14 protein-coding genes are annotated in these 16488 nt (G+C 58.9%); 11 read left to right on the top strand and 3 right to left on the bottom strand.

Annotated features, from left to right (window positions below; genetic code table 11):
- Position 1: 1 nt before the first annotated feature.
- From EOI86_RS22885 to EOI86_RS22895, 3 genes are all read right to left on the bottom strand, one after another.
- Positions 2–3532 carry a DUF6603 domain-containing protein gene (locus tag EOI86_RS22885; protein WP_161973969.1) on the bottom strand — a complete coding sequence of 1177 codons (3531 nt, stop codon included), beginning with the start codon at positions 3530–3532 and terminating at the stop codon, positions 2–4.
- Positions 3529–5991: a hypothetical protein gene (locus EOI86_RS22890; protein ID WP_127768006.1), complete on the bottom strand. Its 2463-nt coding sequence runs from the start codon at positions 5989–5991 to the stop codon at positions 3529–3531. The genes EOI86_RS22885 and EOI86_RS22890 overlap by 4 nt, the downstream gene beginning before the upstream one ends.
- Before the next feature lie 455 nt (positions 5992–6446).
- The gene (locus tag EOI86_RS22895; RefSeq protein ID WP_161973971.1) at positions 6447–7304 is read right to left on the bottom strand and encodes a MurR/RpiR family transcriptional regulator; all 858 of its coding nucleotides are present in this window, start codon (positions 7302–7304) and stop codon (positions 6447–6449) included.
- Between the two features lie 203 nt (positions 7305–7507).
- Between EOI86_RS22895 and EOI86_RS22900 the strand changes: the two genes are divergently transcribed.
- From EOI86_RS22900 to EOI86_RS22950, 11 genes are all read left to right on the top strand, one after another.
- The gene (locus EOI86_RS22900) at positions 7508–7930 is read left to right on the top strand and encodes a cupin domain-containing protein (protein WP_127768008.1); all 423 of its coding nucleotides are present in this window, start codon (positions 7508–7510) and stop codon (positions 7928–7930) included.
- 109 nt (positions 7931–8039) lie between these two features.
- Positions 8040–9335, top strand: coding sequence for an ABC transporter substrate-binding protein (locus EOI86_RS22905; protein WP_127768009.1), 1296 nt, complete (start codon positions 8040–8042; stop codon positions 9333–9335).
- Between the two features lie 67 nt (positions 9336–9402).
- Positions 9403–10326 (top strand): branched-chain amino acid ABC transporter permease, encoded by a 924-nt coding sequence (locus tag EOI86_RS22910; protein ID WP_127768010.1) that lies wholly within the window; start codon positions 9403–9405, stop codon positions 10324–10326.
- A 17-nt stretch (positions 10327–10343) separates the two neighbouring features.
- Positions 10344–11363: a branched-chain amino acid ABC transporter permease gene (locus tag EOI86_RS22915; RefSeq protein WP_127768011.1), complete on the top strand. Its 1020-nt coding sequence runs from the start codon at positions 10344–10346 to the stop codon at positions 11361–11363.
- A gap of 3 nt (positions 11364–11366) precedes the next feature.
- Entirely contained in the window at positions 11367–12110 is a 744-nt protein-coding gene (locus tag EOI86_RS22920) for an ABC transporter ATP-binding protein (protein WP_127768012.1), read from the top strand.
- Positions 12110–12805, top strand: coding sequence for an ABC transporter ATP-binding protein (locus EOI86_RS22925; protein ID WP_193555807.1), 696 nt, complete (start codon positions 12110–12112; stop codon positions 12803–12805). The genes EOI86_RS22920 and EOI86_RS22925 overlap by 1 nt, the downstream gene beginning before the upstream one ends.
- Before the next feature lie 2 nt (positions 12806–12807).
- Positions 12808–13452 (top strand): ATP-binding cassette domain-containing protein, encoded by a 645-nt coding sequence (locus EOI86_RS22930; RefSeq protein WP_127768014.1) that lies wholly within the window; start codon positions 12808–12810, stop codon positions 13450–13452.
- A complete protein-coding gene (locus EOI86_RS22935; protein WP_127768015.1) occupies positions 13449–13754 on the top strand; it encodes a cupin domain-containing protein in 306 nt (101 codons plus the stop codon). Before EOI86_RS22930 ends, EOI86_RS22935 begins: the two co-directional genes overlap by 4 nt.
- A complete protein-coding gene (locus EOI86_RS22940; protein ID WP_127768016.1) occupies positions 13747–14751 on the top strand; it encodes a Gfo/Idh/MocA family protein in 1005 nt (334 codons plus the stop codon). The genes EOI86_RS22935 and EOI86_RS22940 overlap by 8 nt, the downstream gene beginning before the upstream one ends.
- A gap of 4 nt (positions 14752–14755) precedes the next feature.
- Positions 14756–15583, top strand: a complete 828-nt coding sequence (locus tag EOI86_RS22945) for an SDR family NAD(P)-dependent oxidoreductase (protein WP_127768017.1) — start codon at positions 14756–14758, stop codon at positions 15581–15583.
- A 27-nt stretch (positions 15584–15610) separates the two neighbouring features.
- Positions 15611–16402, top strand: coding sequence for an SDR family NAD(P)-dependent oxidoreductase (locus EOI86_RS22950; protein ID WP_127768018.1), 792 nt, complete (start codon positions 15611–15613; stop codon positions 16400–16402).
- The last annotated feature ends 86 nt before the right edge of the window (positions 16403–16488 follow it).

Below are 16488 nucleotides of genomic sequence, written 5' to 3' on the forward strand. Positions count from 1 at the left end.
GTCAGGACACTCCCGCTAGGACCGGATCGGCCATGGTCAGCCCTGTCGTATCGAGCCCTAGTTCGGCAAGTTCGTCACGTGGCAGGTCCTTCGCATCAGCGCCTGTAAAAGGATCGGGTGGTCCCCAGAATTGCTCCGCGATGTCGGGAATGTCGTCACCGTATTCCACGTCACCGAAAGTGAGGGTCTTGGAGTCTCCCGGCGTGACCCGCTTTCTGTGATGCAGCGTGAATCCGGTGACGGCGTTAATGGGGGCTGCACCCTGTGGCACTTTCCGGCCAGGATGCCAGAGTGCCGCAGGAACGCCGGCCATTTCCGGCACGGCCTCGAAATCCGCGGCGACATCCGCTCCGTCCAGCGTTATTTCAATCGTGACCTCGGATTTGTTCAACTTGATGCCCCACATCGGCGGCATGCCGAACCCGCCCTTGGGCTTGGTGATCTTCACGTTCTTGGCCTTTTTACCTTTGCCAAGCGTGGCCTTGGACACCGGAACCAGCGTGGAGGTGCCGAGCTTCAGAGCTGCGGCCGCTACCACGGGGATATCGCCGAGCTTTCCGACTTGGCCTTCATGGATGGAGATGCCCAGGGTCTTTTCCGCCGCGGCCCGTTTGTCGATGCCCAGGAACTTCGCCTGGAAATCGATCCAAGAAATCGGTGGGGCGAAAGGCGGCGCACCTGACCCGAAGTCGATATCGAAAGAGAAGATCCACCAGTCGACATTGGCTGTCCCCGAGAAATCGGGGCCCCAGACATGCAGGTTTGCGGAGGCCGAGGTGTGGAAGCACTTCCACCGCGCGCCGATCCCGATATGCATGCTGGCGTCGTAGTGGAACGGTTCCCAACCGATCAGCACGTCGAGCGTGAAGTCCGCCCAGGCATGCAGGGATCCGTCGTTTACCTGGACGTGGAGACCACCGCCGACCATCACTTCGGAAGGCGTTAGCGCGAAATAGCCATCGCCCTTGATATACACTTCAGGGGTGACCTGGAATTTCAATTCGACACGCGGCACCCGCGGATAGTGCTTGTGATGGGCTTGGGCGAGGTAACCGCGACGATAGCCGCCGACCGAAAGGACGAAGTCGCCGGCATGCGCGCCCGACGACCAGGACGAAAATGCGAAACCGCCGGAGAGATGGCAAAGCGGGGAATAGACATAGGATCGCGGATTGATCAGGCCTTGAACCGACATCTCGCCGCGTTCCGGCGCGACACGGGCGACCAGGTCGATATCCACATGCGCCAGGGCAGGCGTTTCTTTCAGCCGGCCGGGCGGCACCGCATAAGACGCAGTGCCGACGAGGTCGACTTCGAAACTGCGCCCGAACGAGACGATGGCCACCGCCTCGCAGTGCAATAGCTGGAAAGAATTGAACTTGATCCCGGCTGCCAGGAAATATTCACCCAGTTCGGGCGCGACGTAGTCGTGGAGGGCCTTGAGCTGTTCCAGCGGATCCTCGTCCGGTGCGTCCCCGGCCGCTTTCTGTCGTGCGGCGGTCAACAATGGAAATCTATGGACCTCTGAGACCTCGGGCATTTTCAGGCGGCGATGCACCCCGACACCACCGGCCAATCCCTCGACGAAGAAGAAAACCGGCCCGCCCAGCGGCATGTCGAGCGCGCCGAAGGCGAAGACCGACGGCGTATCGCCCAGCATCGTGAAAGCACCCAGCGCGTGAAGCGTGAACCGTGGCACCCCGATGGTCGCCGACCCTACAAAGTCCCCTTCGTCCTGTAGGAAAGCGGCGCCGATTTCCACCGTGCCGCGCTGGATGTGAAGGCCCGCCCCGTTCAAGTGCGGCGTCAATGACCTGGTCTTGAAGTTGTATCCCGCGCCGAGCCCGTTGAGCCCTAGCGAAAGCCCTGCGACGGAGAGTTCCGCGTCAAAGGCGAGGTCTGCGCGACCATTGCCGATCTTGTGGCCGACCCGGTGCACATGCAGGGGGCCGAGCGCCATGCCGATCTCGCTCCAATCCAGCCCGGCGCTCGTTGCCGGCGCGGGGGCGGCGGGCGCGGGTTTCGACGGCGGTGCGGGGCCGGTCGCACCTTGCTGCGCACCGTCCAGGACCTCAACGAGATCGCCGAGTTGAAGCACCGCGGACAGATGCGCCCCCGGCTTGGCTTTGTCCGGAACATGCGCCTTGCCCGGCAGCATGCCGCGGGCAGTGTCGATTTGCCCCTTCGGGAACTTGGCGGACAGAAAATAGGGGTCGAGCATCAGGCCAAGGCGTCCACCATGGGGCAGGAACCCGCCGACGACCGGCAGATTACCCAACCGGGACAGGTCGATCCCGGCATCGATCTCCGCGGCGATCAGGGCATTGCCCTTGGCGTCTGAGACGAGGCCGATGGCCGCCACATGAACGTCGATGCCTTTCAACACGCCGGCGGCATCGGCACCCAGCGCGTCCGCGATATCCGCGAGTGACAGGGGACGTGTTCCCGCTGCCTCATAACCCGCCGCCAGCAGGGTGCCGTCCTTGGATTCGAGGTCGAGCGTGAGCGTTACCGCGCCAAGCGTCATCTTGCCGGTCAGGCTTGGCCCGTCCGCGGTCTTTACGACCTGCACCTCCAACTCCGCATCGTGGCGCCAATCCAAAGTCGCGGCAAAGGAATAGCTGCCTGCCTTGCTGTCCAGTTCCAGATCGAGGTGGCGGAGCGCCAATCCCGCCAACGGCGCGGGCAGGGTCAGCGAATGGTGCTCGTGGGCGGATACCGCATCGATCACGTCCTGAATGCTTATTCCTTTCTTGGCCGCATCGAAACGACCCGCCACCCACCAGCCGCCTGGACCCACCTTTGCCTCTGCCTCGATCTCGATTTTGCCCTTTTTTCCGAGATCGACTCGGAAGAGCGCATCGGCTGAAACCTCTACGCCGGTCGATGCGGCGAGGTCGAGTGTTCCGGCGGCCCGTGCCAGCGTCACCGGACCGATGGAGAACAAATCTTCCAGTTCGACATAGAGATCGGCAAAGCGCAGCGGTATGGAAGCCAACATTGATGCACGCGCCAAATGCGGGCCGCTCGCATCGGCGAGACCGCGGGCATGCAGGATTGCCTCGGCCTCCGGTCCCGGTTGAAGCGTGAGGCGCACGACCTGGGCCGGCAATTCCAGTGTCGCGTCAAGTTGCTGTCCGTCGATGTCCAATCCCACGGTGGCCGTCGCACGCAATTTGCGGGCGATCCATTCGAACCGCGCCGAGCCCAGACGGAAGGCCAGAGTCCCGCCAAGCGATACCGGGTGGTCGTCCCAACTGACGGTGAAGGAGAGATCCACTTGACCGGTCGCGGGCACGCGATAGAGGTCCAGGTCGGACAGCCTGAGCGCTTGCAACGGCACATCTTCGGGCGCGAATCCGACACCGCCGCCGAGATCGGCGATCAGTTGGGCCAGGTCGCGCAGGGTTACGCCGTCTGATGTGACCTGCAGCCGGTCGCGGGAAAGAATGACCGGTCCCTCGGCCACGGGCCGGGGCAGGTGTTCCAGCAGAGCATCGCGGAAGCGTTCGAATTCGGTCATGGCGCTCATTGGCTGAACAACGTTACGCCGGGCACGCGCAACTCTCCCAGAAATTGGTGTTGGGAAGCTTCGGCGGCCTCGGCATCCTTGGGTTTAAGCGTGTGGTAGGGCGACGGAAAATAGACGATGGTGACGTCGACGATGCCTTCGCATCCGACGCGTGTAACCCAATCCGCCTCGGCGATGAAGTTCATCGGCAATTCTGCCATGCAGATTTCGTCGGAAGCGGTTGTGAAGCTCGATCCCGTAAGCTTCTTGCCGTATTTGATCAGCAGTTTGAGCCACTTGCTTTTTTCTTCCGTTTTTGGCTGATCGACATCCGGATCCGGTTTGGGGGGAGCGTCCTTGTCGTCGCCTTCCGCACCGGTCGTACCGGGTAAATCGGCAGTCTCCGCTCCTCCGAAAAATTCCGGGGCGATGCCGAAGCTGAACGGATGACGATGTCTTTCCTTGTCATCGCGGATTCGGTACCTGAGGCGAATGGATTGCAATTTCAGCTCAGGCGGGCGGGTTTGAGTCTCCGCATCCTTGACCTTTTCCAGTGTCGTGACCGGGGCTAGGTCCCGCAGACCGACTGCCTGGAATTTCTTGATGGTCAGCGATTGCGGTTGGGTGAACGCAAAGGCGCTTTCGACCAGGAACGTGTCATGTTCCCGCAGAGCGTTGTCCATGCCCGAAGGTTGATGACGCATGAAGCGGCGGAGTTCGGCCTTGGTCACACGCAATTGGCGGGTCATTGCCGCTTCCATCGGGACCAAGTCTTCGGGGATATTGGCGGGTGGTGTCTTCTGACCGGGCGGCGGCTTGCAGGCGCGAATGTACTCGGCAAGTTTCGTGTCGGTGACGGACATGCCGAAGGACACGCCGCTGCCGTTCGGCAGGCTCTGTGCGGTACCCGCCTTTCCCGGTTTGCCCGAAGGGGCCTGCTGAATCGTGTCGAACCAATTCACGAGGACCGAGCGGTAGGACATGGTCGTCCAGGCGTCGCGGGTCTTTTCTTTTTTGCGGCTGCGAATATTTGCACCCTGCAACACCGCCGTGGCACGCGCTGTCCAGATCGAATAGGTGACGTTGGTGTTCTGCGTCGTGATCAGGTCTTGTAGCGCCCGAGAGACGCCGCGCGCATGAGTCTGGTACGAGAACGCGATTTTCTTCTGGGACAACCCCCTTTGGGCCTTGGCGCTGGCCCGAAACAACGGTTTCTCGCGCTCGATGAAGGACGAGCCGTTGAAGATCGCCTTTGCCCCGGCATTCAAGTCGAATTGCTTGGTGGTCGCGATCAGCGAGAGATACATCGCTGGGCCGCCTGTCTTCAGAGACCCCTGGGACCAGTCCAAGCCGCCGGTCTTTTTGTTCAGCTTTCTTTCCTCAAGCTGCCGGATCAGTGTTTCCGCTTCGCGGATCCGTTGCTCGAGGTTCGCGATATCGTCACGGTTTTCCAGCCATATCTCGACCCGAAGCCTCTCTTCTTCGTCCTTGAAGAAATCTCCCTTTAGGCTCTCGATCCTGGCGTTGATGTCCTTTATCGAGTCCTGCAGCATTTGCACCAGTCTTGCCGTGTCCGGGACCCCTTTTCCCAGCATGTTGTTCAGGCTATGGGCTCTTTCGGCCAAGGCGTATACCAGCGTGTTCGTGTTCTTCACGATGGACTGTGAGGCAAGGTCGGGAATCGTTGCCTCATCGAAATTCTTGGCGATTGTTTCGGTGTTCGCGGGAAGTTGTTTGAAGAAGGTCTCCAGGAACGGGATCGGGAAGCCGAGTTCCCGTGCTTCCTTGATGCCGTTGCCGTTGATGAGGATCCAGGCGGCGGCCTTCCTTTTGATGTTTACGCTCATCAACTCGTCGACCGCGTCGGCTATGTCCTTTCCCTTTGGATTGAGCCCGAAGTATTTGGGGTTCGCGTCATAGACGGTGATGTGCTCCGCTTGTCCGCCGACCTCCCCGGAAAGGCCTATGGACAGGCCTGTCTCGTCTGTGTCTGCCGGTTGGGCGATGCCGGCCCAGGCTTGCGCCGTCAGTTTTGCGTTTAGCATGCCGCGCGTGCCGCGCAGGAAACCAAGTTGAAGCGGCCGCGTGCTGTGCCAGTCGGTTGGCGGTATGGACGGGATGACGTCGATGCGGGCGGGATCCGGCTGCGGCAGTTCTTCGATCAGTGTTTTCCAGGCCTTGCAGGGGGTGCGGGCGATAACGACGAGCGCGTTCGCCGTGGCCTCACCCTTTATCTTGACGCCTGGTTTGAGGTGGAGAAGGGGGGCGATGACCGACCCGAGGTCGGCAGCGACACCGGCACCCAGTCCGATCCCCGACATTGCATAGGCCGAACTGACCTGGCCCTTCAGGTCCAAACCTGAACTGTTCAGGGCTTGAAAGCGCGAGAGCGCGAAACCTTCCGACTGTTCCTTGGAGTCCAGCAGGTTGGCGATATTCTTGAGGTTCTTTTTCCCCAGAAATCTTGAGAGATATCCCAATATCGCTACCTAGACCGGTGCCGTGAGGCGTTTCGGCGAAAGATCCCCTGTTCTCACGATACCTCCCCTAGGTGAAAGCCTTTATTAGATGCATGGCGTTCATGAATTATTGCGCGCAGCTACCGGGTGTCAGGAATTTCGGGACCGGTAATTGACCGTGTGTGACGCACGAACCGTGGGCACAAGGACAGGCTTTGGAGACCGGATCGGACACCCTGACTTACATCCTATAATACCCAAGGTAACGGTACCCCGTTAAATGTCAACTACGCCGGTGCCAGCGCGGAGACGGGCTCGAAAACGCGGCATACTCAAGCGCTAAGGGCAACGAACAACGACTCAAGACTCTCGACGAAAAGCACAAAGAAGGCCCGGTCCGGCCGTTTGCTATGCGGACAGACTCTGACCTTGAGTCACCCGACCTTTTGCGGTGCAAACACTGCCATTCTTTCGAACTACTGTATCTTTTCAGCGTCGATGTAATAGCTGGTCCCGATAATGAGTGTCTGTGCAAGGCACATGGACGCTGCGATGGGGCGGAAGCGGTGAATGTCCGCATCGTCGACGCAGAAATAGACATGCGCGTTCTTTGCCAGCGGGCTGGTCGGTGTGTCCGTCAATGTCAGGGTCGGTATGTTTCTGATATAGGCATCGTGCACCGCTTCGACGACTGCGGGCGTATATTCGGCAAAAGCTACGGCGATCAAAAGGTCGGTCGGGCGCAGCATGGCGATCTGCTGAGGCACCATGCCGCCGACAAAGTCCAGTAGCTGGGTGCGCTGTTCCAAACGCGTAAGGCCGTAGGCGAGATAGGCGGCAATCGGAAAGGCGCGGCGCTGACCAATGACATAGACTTGATCCGCCTTGGCGATCATTTCGATGGCACGGGTCAGATCGTCATTCGGCGCCATTGATTTCAGGCGCTCCAGGCAAAGTATCGAAGCATCGGAAAACTCGCGTAATAACGCTTCCGGATTGTCCTTCGCGGCCGTCTCCAATTGTTGGCGATGCCGGTAGATTTGCTCGCGATAGGCGGGGGCTCCTTCTATGAGGCGGACCTTGAACACCTTTTGCATTTCAGAAAACCCGGAAAACCCGAACTCTTTGGCAAATCGGATCAGGGTCGACGGTTGTACCTCGTTCGCCTCGGCCAGGGTTGCGACGGTTTCCAGGGCGAAAGCGTTGGGATCTTCCAGCGCATTGCGGGCCAACCGCTGAAGATGCGGGCTCAACTCATCAAAACGCGCTTGGATCTCGTGCCGCAGACTGTCGAAAGATGCCGCAAGCGGAGAAACTGAGGTTAAGTCATTCATATTTCTGCCTCTAGTGCTGTCCCCGTATAGCCTGCATCGGCCTGCGATGGCCATGGAAAAGAACGAAAATTCATTCATCTAAGAATAATAGAAAATTCATTCTTGACGATTGAATGAAAAATTCATTCTAATAATGGAAATAGAAGAAATATTCCATCTATGGCGTGCCCATTGATGGTTGTGAATAGGATGAGGGGGGAAGAATGACGGGCGACCCGACCAAGGATAGCTATCCGCCGACGTGTTTCGGGAAAGGCACATTTCACGTTCAGCACGCGGCCGACGCGGAATGGGTGCCGGGCCTGCGGGGGCAATTCGACTACCGCGATTTCGGTATGGTCGAGAAAACCGGCGGAAAATTCCGCGCCCATATCCATCGTCCCAATCAACCCTGTCCGGGGCAGGGCGACCTTCATTACCACAAAGTGGATTTCCAGATGGTCTATGTGCTGAAGGGCTGGGCCCTGATGCATTTCGACGGCGTGGGGGAAGTGCGGTTGGAGGAAGGCTCGGTCATGTATCAGGAACCGGAGATTCCCCACCGTCTGATCGAACATTCGGATGACTACACGGCGATGGAAATACTCGTTCCCGCCGACGGAGAGACGGTGCAGGTCGCACCGTAGCCGCCCGGATAGGCTTATCCGGGAAGGATATGCCACGGCGGTGCGCAACCGGCGCGGAAAAAGCCGGACATTAAAGCTGAACAAGCAAAAAACGAGCTGGAGGAAACCGATGTCTAGAGTGAAGCAATCGCGTCGCGGCTTTTTGAAAACCGCGTTGGGGTCGGGCGTGGCCGGTGGGGCGGCCCTGTTCGGGCCGTGGAAACACAATCGTGTCTATGCCGCCGCATCCGACAAACCGATCAAGATCGGCCTGACCCATGACGCCAGCGGTCAGTTTGCGAATTCCGGCCAAGCGGAAAAGCGCGGAACGGAAATGGCGATCGCCGAATTCAACGAAAAAGGCGGCGTTTTGGGGCGCAAGATCGAAAGCGTGTGGATGGACACGGAAACCAATCCACAAACCGGAACCCGTGTCGCCGAACGCATGATCACGCGTGAAAACGTGCATTTCCTGGCCGGCGCCATTCAGTCCGGCACGGCCAATGCCATCAGTCAGGTGGCGCAGAAATATGGTTGCGTCTATTTCAACACCAATTCCAGTTCACCGACCGAGTCGGGCAAGAACTGCCATCGGGTAAAATTCGTATGGGACGGCAGCGGCGAGAACTTTTCCCTCGCGGCGGCCCGTAACGCGATCTCAACCTTCGGGAAGAACTGGTTCCTGGTCTATAACGACTATGTCTGGGGCCAGAACACCAATGACGCGACCAAGAAAGTCGCAGCGAAGTTTGGCGCAAACATCATGGACGAAGTCGCGATTCCGGTCGGGACAAGGGATTGGTCCAGCGTCTTGTTGAAAATTCAGCAAGCGAAGCCCGACGTGGTTGCCGCGGCGGTCGGCGGCGATGACTTCAAGGTCATGCGGCAGCAGGTCAGCGACATGGGCCTGGACCGGAAACCAGCCTGGATCAACAACCAGCAGGACTGGCCGGATGTCTTTGGCCTGGGCGCGGACGCCGCCTTCGGCGTTTTCGGCACAACCTGGTATCACTATCTCGACCTGCCGGGCGTTTCCGACTTCGTGAAAGCCTATCAGGAGCGTTATCCCGTGACTCGCATCAGCGTACCCGGAAACGTGACTTATAACGGTTACATTGCCATGCGGGAGCTGCTTCGGGTGGTGGAGGAAGTCGGCTCCACCGACAATATGAAGATCATCAAGGCGCTCGAAGGTCGGACCATGTCGGCTGCCGATCGGATGCAGCATTTCGATGCCGTGATCGATCCGGCGTCCCATCATGTGCAACAGACGATCTATCTAGCGGAAGGCAATGCCGCGCCGAAGGACGATACCGACTATTTCAAAATCCTCAGTTGGTCGGATCCGGATGCGATCCGTGCCTCGGCGGATGACAGCTGCTCGCTGGAGTCATACGAAGCCACGCCGAGCTACGATCAAGGTTGATTGACCCCAGACCGGGCCGGCGGTTCGCTGCCGGTCCGGTCCCCTTTTTCCGGATGTTCACGGACCGATGTTCTACGACCTCATTCCACATTTGATTAACGGGGTGGCGCTGGGCTTGCTCTTCGCGCTGCTCGCCCTTGGTTTCATGCTCATCATCGGGGTGATGGAAGTCATAAATCTCGCCCATGGCGCTCTCTTTACACTGGGGGCTTATGGTGCGGTTGTGATGATGGCGCCCGATGGCGGTTTCCCTTACGAATTCATGCAGCCCTATTACGATCTTCCAGCAATCCCCCGATACGTGATCGCGTTGATCGTCGGCCCGTTGTTGGCTGGGGTCGTCGGCATGGGTCTGGAAGTCTGTCTGCGCCGGACCTATGGCGCCGACCCGCTTTATGGGTTGTTGCTGACCTTCGGTGCCGCGCTGGTCATTGAGGAAGTGATCCGAGGGATATGGGGTTCCAGCGAATATTATCTGCCGACACCGAAAGAGATTTCAGGCGGTTTCATCTTCGGTGACCTGATCTATTCGACCTATAGGATCTATGCGGCGATCTTTGCCTCCGTGATGATCGGCATGCTGTGGCTGTTCCTTAACAAGACGCCCTATGGCGCCGTCATCAAGGCGGGTGCGCATGACAGCGAAATGGTGCGCGCCCTTGGATACAACTTGAAGGTCCTGCGCTTGCTTGTTTTCGGCTTTGGCGCGGCCTTGGCGGGTGTCGCCGGCGTCATCATGGCGCCGATCTGGGGCGTGCGGCCCGTTGTCGGTGTCGATGCCGTCATCCCGGCTTTCGTCGTTATCGTCCTGGGCGGTGTCGGCAGCTTCTGGGGGGCGGTAAGTGCCGGGCTCATGGTCGGCATTGTCGTCGCGTTGACGGCGGCATTCCTGACCGATTGGTCGCTTCTTTCCATGTATCTGCTTTTGCTGCTTGTCGTCACATTCCGTTCGCGCGGTCTGGCCGGCAAAGCCAGCGTTCTTGAAGCGTAGGCGTTACGGGGTTTGTGATGGATTATCCGACAAAGCAGACGAAAGCCTGGGTGACGCCACAGATCGTCGTTGCCATTGTCCTGTTCGGCACAATGCCGCTATGGATCGAGGCGGTTGGGCTTTATCAGTATCTGGGCGTCGAGGTCATAATCTGGATGATCTTCGCGCTCGGCTATAATCTGCTTTTGGGCTATACGGGGTTGCCGTCATTCGGGCATGGCGCGTTCTTTGGAATAGGGGCCTATGCCTATGGTCTTGCGCAGTTCGAGGTATGGCCAAACCTATGGTTCTGCCTTGCCGCGGCCGTGGTTGTGACCGCGGCTTTCGGTGCCGCGACGGCGCTGTTCCTGTCCCATAGACGCGGCATTTACTTTGCGCTCATGTCGATTGCCTTTGGGCAGATTTTCTTCTTCATCGCCAGCAAATGGACCGATGTCACAGGCGGTGAGGATGGGTTGTTGGATATCCAGCGCCTTCCCGTGGAATTCGGCGCGATGTCCTTGTCTACCAGGTCGAATGTGGAACTGTATTACCTGTGTTTCGCGTTGTTTTGTGTCTTGGTCATATTGCTTTGGCGGTTGACGAATTCGCCTTACGGCCGGGTATTGCGAGCCATCAAGCAGAACGAGATGCGCGTCTCCTTCATCGGCTACAAGGTATCCGTCATCAAGTGGTCGGTCTTCACCCTGTCCACCGCGATCGCGGGCCTTGCGGGCGGATTATTCGCGATGGCCCAGGAAGGGGCATATATCAATATCATGAGCCTGCAATGGTCCGGCACGATCGTCTTGATGGTGCTGATCGGCGGTGGGTTTGTCAGCTTCTGGGGGCCGGTCCTGGGGGTGATCCTGTATTTCGTCGCCCGTGACGTGCTCGGCGCATATACGGAAGCCTGGCTGCTCTGGTTCGGGCTGATGTTCATGCTGTTGGTGATGTTCAAGCCAGAGGGCCTTGCCGGCATGTGGCGGGACTTGCTCGGGACCTTGGTCACGCGAAAGGCGGAACCCAAGGGTAACCCCGCCAAGGTGGAGGGCTGACCCATGGCATTGTTCGAAGCGCGTCACCTTCACAAACGGTTCGGCCAGCAGGTCGTCCTGGAAGAAATCAATCTTTCCTTCGAGGAAGGCCGTCTTTCCGGAATTATGGGGCCGAATGGCGCGGGCAAGACAACCTGTTTCAATGTCCTGACCGGGCGCTACAAGCCCGATCGGGGACAGGTCCTGTTCGACGGCGAAGACATCACCGGAAGCCCTCCGGAAAAGATCGTCCGCCGGGGTATATCGCGATCCTTTCAGATCATGAACCTGTTCGATGAATACACCGTCTTGGACAATATCGTGATCGCACTGCCCGGCATTCGAAAGAAGCTGACGAACCCGATGCACGCCATCGACGCGGATAGCGAAATGCAGGATCGGGCGATGGACATCCTCGATCGTGTCGGCCTACCGGGACGCGCAAGAACGAATTCCAAAAGCTTGTCCTATGGGGAACGGCGCGCGCTGGAGATCGGCGTCGCCTTGGCAACGGAACCGCGCCTGTTATTCGTCGACGAACCGACGGCGGGGTTGGGCGCGGACGGTACCAGCCGGTTGGCCGATCTGATCCAATCCCTGAAGGAACATACGACCATCGTGATGATCGAGCATGATATGCAGTTTCTGTTCGACGTCGCGGACAAGATTTCCGTGATTCATTGGGGGCAGGTCATCGCCGAAGGGACGCCGGATGAACTGCGTGCGAATCCCTGGGTTCGCCGATCCAACCTCGGGGAGTTGAATTGATGCTCCAAGTCGACAACATCCAAACCTATTATGGCGAGACGCAGGCGCTTTTCGGCACATCGCTTTCCGTGGGGGAGGGGGAAGTCGTTGCCCTGCTTGGCGCCAATGGTGTCGGCAAGACAACGACCATCCGTTCTATTCTGGGTCTGACACCGCCGCAGACGGGGCGCATTGCGTTCGATGGCACCGATATCTCCAGCATGCAAACCCACGACATCGTCAATTTGGGGATCGGCTGGGTGCCGGATGACAGGCGGATTTTTCCCACTTTGAAGGTCGACCAGAACCTAGCGATCGGCCGGCGGAAAAGCCGCTTCCGATCCTGGTCGTTGGATGAGATGTTCGAAATCTTCTCTGCACTCGAGCATTTGATGCATCGGGATAGTGAGAACCTTTCCGGTGGTGAGATGCAGATGGTGGCGATTTCCCGTGCCTTGCTGGGCTCGCCCGGGCTTGTCCTGTTCGACGAGCCGTCGCAAGGGCTGGCGCCGAAAATCGTTCAGGATGTGATGAAGACGATACGCCGCCTCAAGGCGGAAGGGATATCGGTATTGGTCGTCGAACAAAATGCCCTGGCCGCGCTTGAAGTGTCCGACAGGGTCTATGTCATGGCACACGGCCGGATTGTTCATGAAGGGCCGGCGCAGGACTTGTTGAACGACGATGTCTTGCGCGAACGGTTGTTGGGGGTGTGATCATGAACGCGCCGATGCTGCATGTGGATAATCTGGTCAAAACATACACGAAGGGTGCCTTCCGGAAGCAGGAAACGTTTCGCCTTGAGGCGGATTTCAGGATTGATGGTCCTGAGATCGTCGGCCTCATGGGGCCGAACGGATCTGGCAAGACGACATTGTTCGAACTGATGACCGGGTCGAACAGCCCGACCGGGGGCAAGGTGGTCTGCGCCGGACGGAATATTCATAACGTTCGCTATGACGAACGCGACCGGTTGGCGATCCATTATCACCAATCCTATCAGGTTCGGCATTTCGCCCGTCGGAAGCCCGCTTTTATGATGGATAGGGCCGGCAGCGATTACCCGCTGATCCACCTGTTCGACGAACCGCAATTCAATACACAAGACGGCTATATCGGGTTCATGTTGGACTTCTTCCGGAAGCTACGGGCGGAGAACCGTCTCGTCTTCTTGTGCGTCCACCCGAATGAGCGCTTTCATTTGGATATTCTAAAGGAAATCTGCGAGCGTTTCATATTCGTCCAGAAAGGCACCCTGCATCACGCGGTTGACTTTGAATCGCTTGTAGCATTGCAGCCGGTACAAGCCTATTTGGGGAACCTGTTGACGGAGCAGTCCGTACTCGAAGGCGAAGGGACATGACTGAAACAGTAACAAGGGGACGCTATGCCATCCCGGTGGAAGGTGAGGCCGTGCGCGCGCATTGGCAGTCGGAAGGGTTCTCCTTCGGTCGCTTTGTCGATCCACCCGGCCAGGAATGGAACGACTTCGTTCATGCGACCGACGAGTATGTGACGGTCGAAGACGGACGGCTGGAAATCACGGTAGGGCCCGAAACCTTCATCGCCGAGCCGGGCGACCTGGTTTTCATACCGCGCGGTGTTTCGCATTCGCTCAAGAATATTTCCGGCAAGGTAACACGGTGGTTGTACGGTTATGGGTGAAGGATCGGTGTTGAGGATTGGCGTAATCGGTACGGGCATGATCAGCCTGTTCCACTTCCGGGGATGGGCGGATGTTGAGGGTGTCGAGGTTGTCGCGGTTTGCGATACTGACCGCGACAAGGCCGCGGCGCGAGCCAAGGAATTCGGCATCGACCGGGTCTACACCGATGTCGCAGAAATGTTCGCGGATGGCGGCATTGACGCTGTTGATATCGCGGCTTCCGTTGATGCCCATGCACCGGTTGCCCGCGCGGCGGCGGATCACGGCATCCATGTTATGTGCCAGAAACCGCTGACCCGCACGGTTCGGGAGGCGGAGGAACTGATTAAGGAAATCGGCGATCGGGTCCGCTTCATGGTGCATGAAAATTATCGTTTCCGGCCGCATTACCGCCTTGTCCGGGACTGGATCGAACAGGGCCGGATTGGGGAGCCCCGGCATGCCGCCATGACGGTGCGGTGTTCGGGGCTCGTGTCCTTAGATGGGGAAACGCCCTTTTTGGTCGACCGGCAACCTTATTTGACCGGCTTCGACCGCAACATCGTATTCGAGACGATGATCCACCATCTGGATATCATGCGTTGCACATTGGGCCCGTTGAGGGTCGTTTCAGCGGTGCTGGGGCGTCTCAACACCAACCTCCCGGGCGAGGATACGGCGACGATCGTTCTACAGGGCGAGGGCGGCCTCGTCGCGGTGGCCGATGGTACGCTGACCGCGCCAGGATATCAGCCGTTGCCGGCCGACCGGTACGAAGTCGTCGGCACGACCGGCACACTGGTGATGGATTTCGACCGTATCTTCTTGGTTGGACAGGAAGACCAGGCGGAGAAGGTCGACCTTGCGGGCCGCTACCAGGAATGCTTCACAGAGGCGATACGTCAATTCGTCGATGGCATCCGCACAGGTGCGCCTTTCGAAACGGACAGGCTCGACAATTTGGAAACGCTGCGGTTGATGGAATCCGTGTATACCGCCGCCGGAATAAGGGTCTAAACGCATGTCCGAACCAATCGTCAGGGAAAGCCTGACGCCCACCATCGACCTGGAAAAGCTGAAGTCGCAGTTCGATTTGACCGGCACAGTCGCCTTTGTGCCCGGGGGATACGGCGCGTTGGGCGCGGCGATCTGCTGGGCGCTGGCGGTGCAGGGCGCGCAAGTCGCGGTTGCCGGACCGAACCTGGAAAAGGCCGAGGCGCTGGCGGCCGATATCCGCGCGGCGGGCTTTCCAGCGGCCGGCTATGCCCTCGACGCGTGTTCGGTTGCCGATATTCAGACCGTCGTGGACGTCATTGCCGCGGAACATGGCGGCATCGACATTCTTGTGAACTGCGTCGGCATACAACGGGAACAGAAGCTTCTGGAGGTTACGGAAGAGACCTTCGATCTGATGTATGAGACGAACCTGAAGGCCGGCATGTTTCTGGGCCAAGCCGTGGCGCGCATTCAGATTGCAGATGAAAAGCCCGGGCGTCATATCCATCTTCTTTCCGTTCGGTCCCAGCTTGGATTGCGCGGGCGAGGCTATTCCGCGTATTGCAGCACGAAGGGCGGTTTGCTGATGTTGGTGAAGCAACATGCGATGGAACTTGCGCCGCATGGCATCACCGTGAATGGCGTCGCCCCCACCTTTATCCAGTCCGATCGGATAAAACCGCATCTGGACAAAGCGGAATTCCGGGACTTCATTCTGGACCGGAACCCGCTCGGTCGCATCGGCGACCCCATCGAGGTTACCGGCCCGATTATCACCTTCGCGGCGCCAGCGGGTGGGTATATGACAGGCCAGGTGATCTATGTTGACGGTGGCGTCACGGCGAGCCAATAGCCAAGCCAGTTCGAGGGGAGGGACACGATGCAGGATAAAATACTGACCGGAAAAACCGCTGTGGTCACGGGCGGCAGCAAAGGGATTGGCCGCGCGATCGCGGAACGGTTGGCTGCGGACGGTTGCAATGTGTTTCTAATGGCGCGGTCCGCTGACGCGCTGAAGCAGGCTGCCCAGGATATCGGTGCGTCTCATGGTGTTGATACGGCATGGCATGCGGCGGACCTGAAATCCCTATCCGGTTGCGAGGAGGCGGCCTCTGCGGCCCTCGACCGGTTCGGCGAGGTCGATATCTTGGTCAACTGTGCCGGCGATACCAAGGCCGGAGCCTTTCCGGACCAACCCGATGACGAATGGATGGCCGGGTTTGATTTGAAGTTTCACGGTGCGGTGCGACTGACGCGTTTGTTGTGGCCGGCGCTGAGAAAGGCCAAAGGGACGATCGTCAATGTCGGCGGGGCCGCTGCCTATACACCGGGGGCGGGCTTCATGGTCGGGGGCGCGGTAAATGCCGCCCTGGCCCATTTCACAAAGTCTTTGTCGAAGCAGGGATTGAAGGACGATGTAAACGTCAACATCGTCCATCCGGGCATGACCGTCTCCGACCGGATGCAGACCTTGCTGGAGCATCAGGCCAGCGTTGAAGGGATCTCCATAGAAGAAGCCAAGGAGCGGAATGTCAGCGGCGCCGGTATCCGCCGCTTGGGGCAGCCGGAAGACGTCGCAAACGCGGTCGCCTTCCTATGCTCCCCGGCCTCCCGCCATATCCAAGGTGTCCAAATCGCCATCGACGGCGGCGCCACCGGCGGGATGCACTAGGCGTAGACCCATAAACACCATTGCCTTAGGCCATCTGGCCGGCATCGCCTCGCTTCGAGGCGCAATCCTGGGAATGCGGCGCGTGT

It is taken from the genome of Hwanghaeella grinnelliae, from assembly GCF_004005845.1.
Taxonomy (GTDB): domain Bacteria; phylum Pseudomonadota; class Alphaproteobacteria; order UBA8366; family Aestuariispiraceae; genus Hwanghaeella; species Hwanghaeella grinnelliae.

Excerpts from the sequence above, each read along its gene's own strand:
- EOI86_RS22885 (WP_161973969.1), bottom strand. The coding sequence starts at position 3,532 with ATGAGCGCCATGACCGAATTCGAACGCTTCCGCGATGCTCTGCTGGAA.
- EOI86_RS22895 (WP_161973971.1), bottom strand. The coding sequence starts at position 7,304 with ATGAATGACTTAACCTCAGTTTCTCCGCTTGCGGCATCTTTCGACAGT.
- EOI86_RS22900 (WP_127768008.1), top strand. The coding sequence starts at position 7,508 with ATGACGGGCGACCCGACCAAGGATAGCTATCCGCCGACGTGTTTCGGG.
- EOI86_RS22905 (WP_127768009.1), top strand. The coding sequence starts at position 8,040 with ATGTCTAGAGTGAAGCAATCGCGTCGCGGCTTTTTGAAAACCGCGTTG.
- EOI86_RS22910 (WP_127768010.1), top strand. The coding sequence starts at position 9,403 with ATGTTCTACGACCTCATTCCACATTTGATTAACGGGGTGGCGCTGGGC.
- EOI86_RS22915 (WP_127768011.1), top strand. The coding sequence starts at position 10,344 with ATGGATTATCCGACAAAGCAGACGAAAGCCTGGGTGACGCCACAGATC.
- EOI86_RS22920 (WP_127768012.1), top strand. The coding sequence starts at position 11,367 with ATGGCATTGTTCGAAGCGCGTCACCTTCACAAACGGTTCGGCCAGCAG.
- EOI86_RS22925 (WP_193555807.1), top strand. The coding sequence starts at position 12,110 with ATGCTCCAAGTCGACAACATCCAAACCTATTATGGCGAGACGCAGGCG.
- EOI86_RS22930 (WP_127768014.1), top strand. The coding sequence starts at position 12,808 with ATGAACGCGCCGATGCTGCATGTGGATAATCTGGTCAAAACATACACG.
- EOI86_RS22935 (WP_127768015.1), top strand. The coding sequence starts at position 13,449 with ATGACTGAAACAGTAACAAGGGGACGCTATGCCATCCCGGTGGAAGGT.
- EOI86_RS22940 (WP_127768016.1), top strand. The coding sequence starts at position 13,747 with ATGGGTGAAGGATCGGTGTTGAGGATTGGCGTAATCGGTACGGGCATG.
- EOI86_RS22945 (WP_127768017.1), top strand. The coding sequence starts at position 14,756 with ATGTCCGAACCAATCGTCAGGGAAAGCCTGACGCCCACCATCGACCTG.
- EOI86_RS22950 (WP_127768018.1), top strand. The coding sequence starts at position 15,611 with ATGCAGGATAAAATACTGACCGGAAAAACCGCTGTGGTCACGGGCGGC.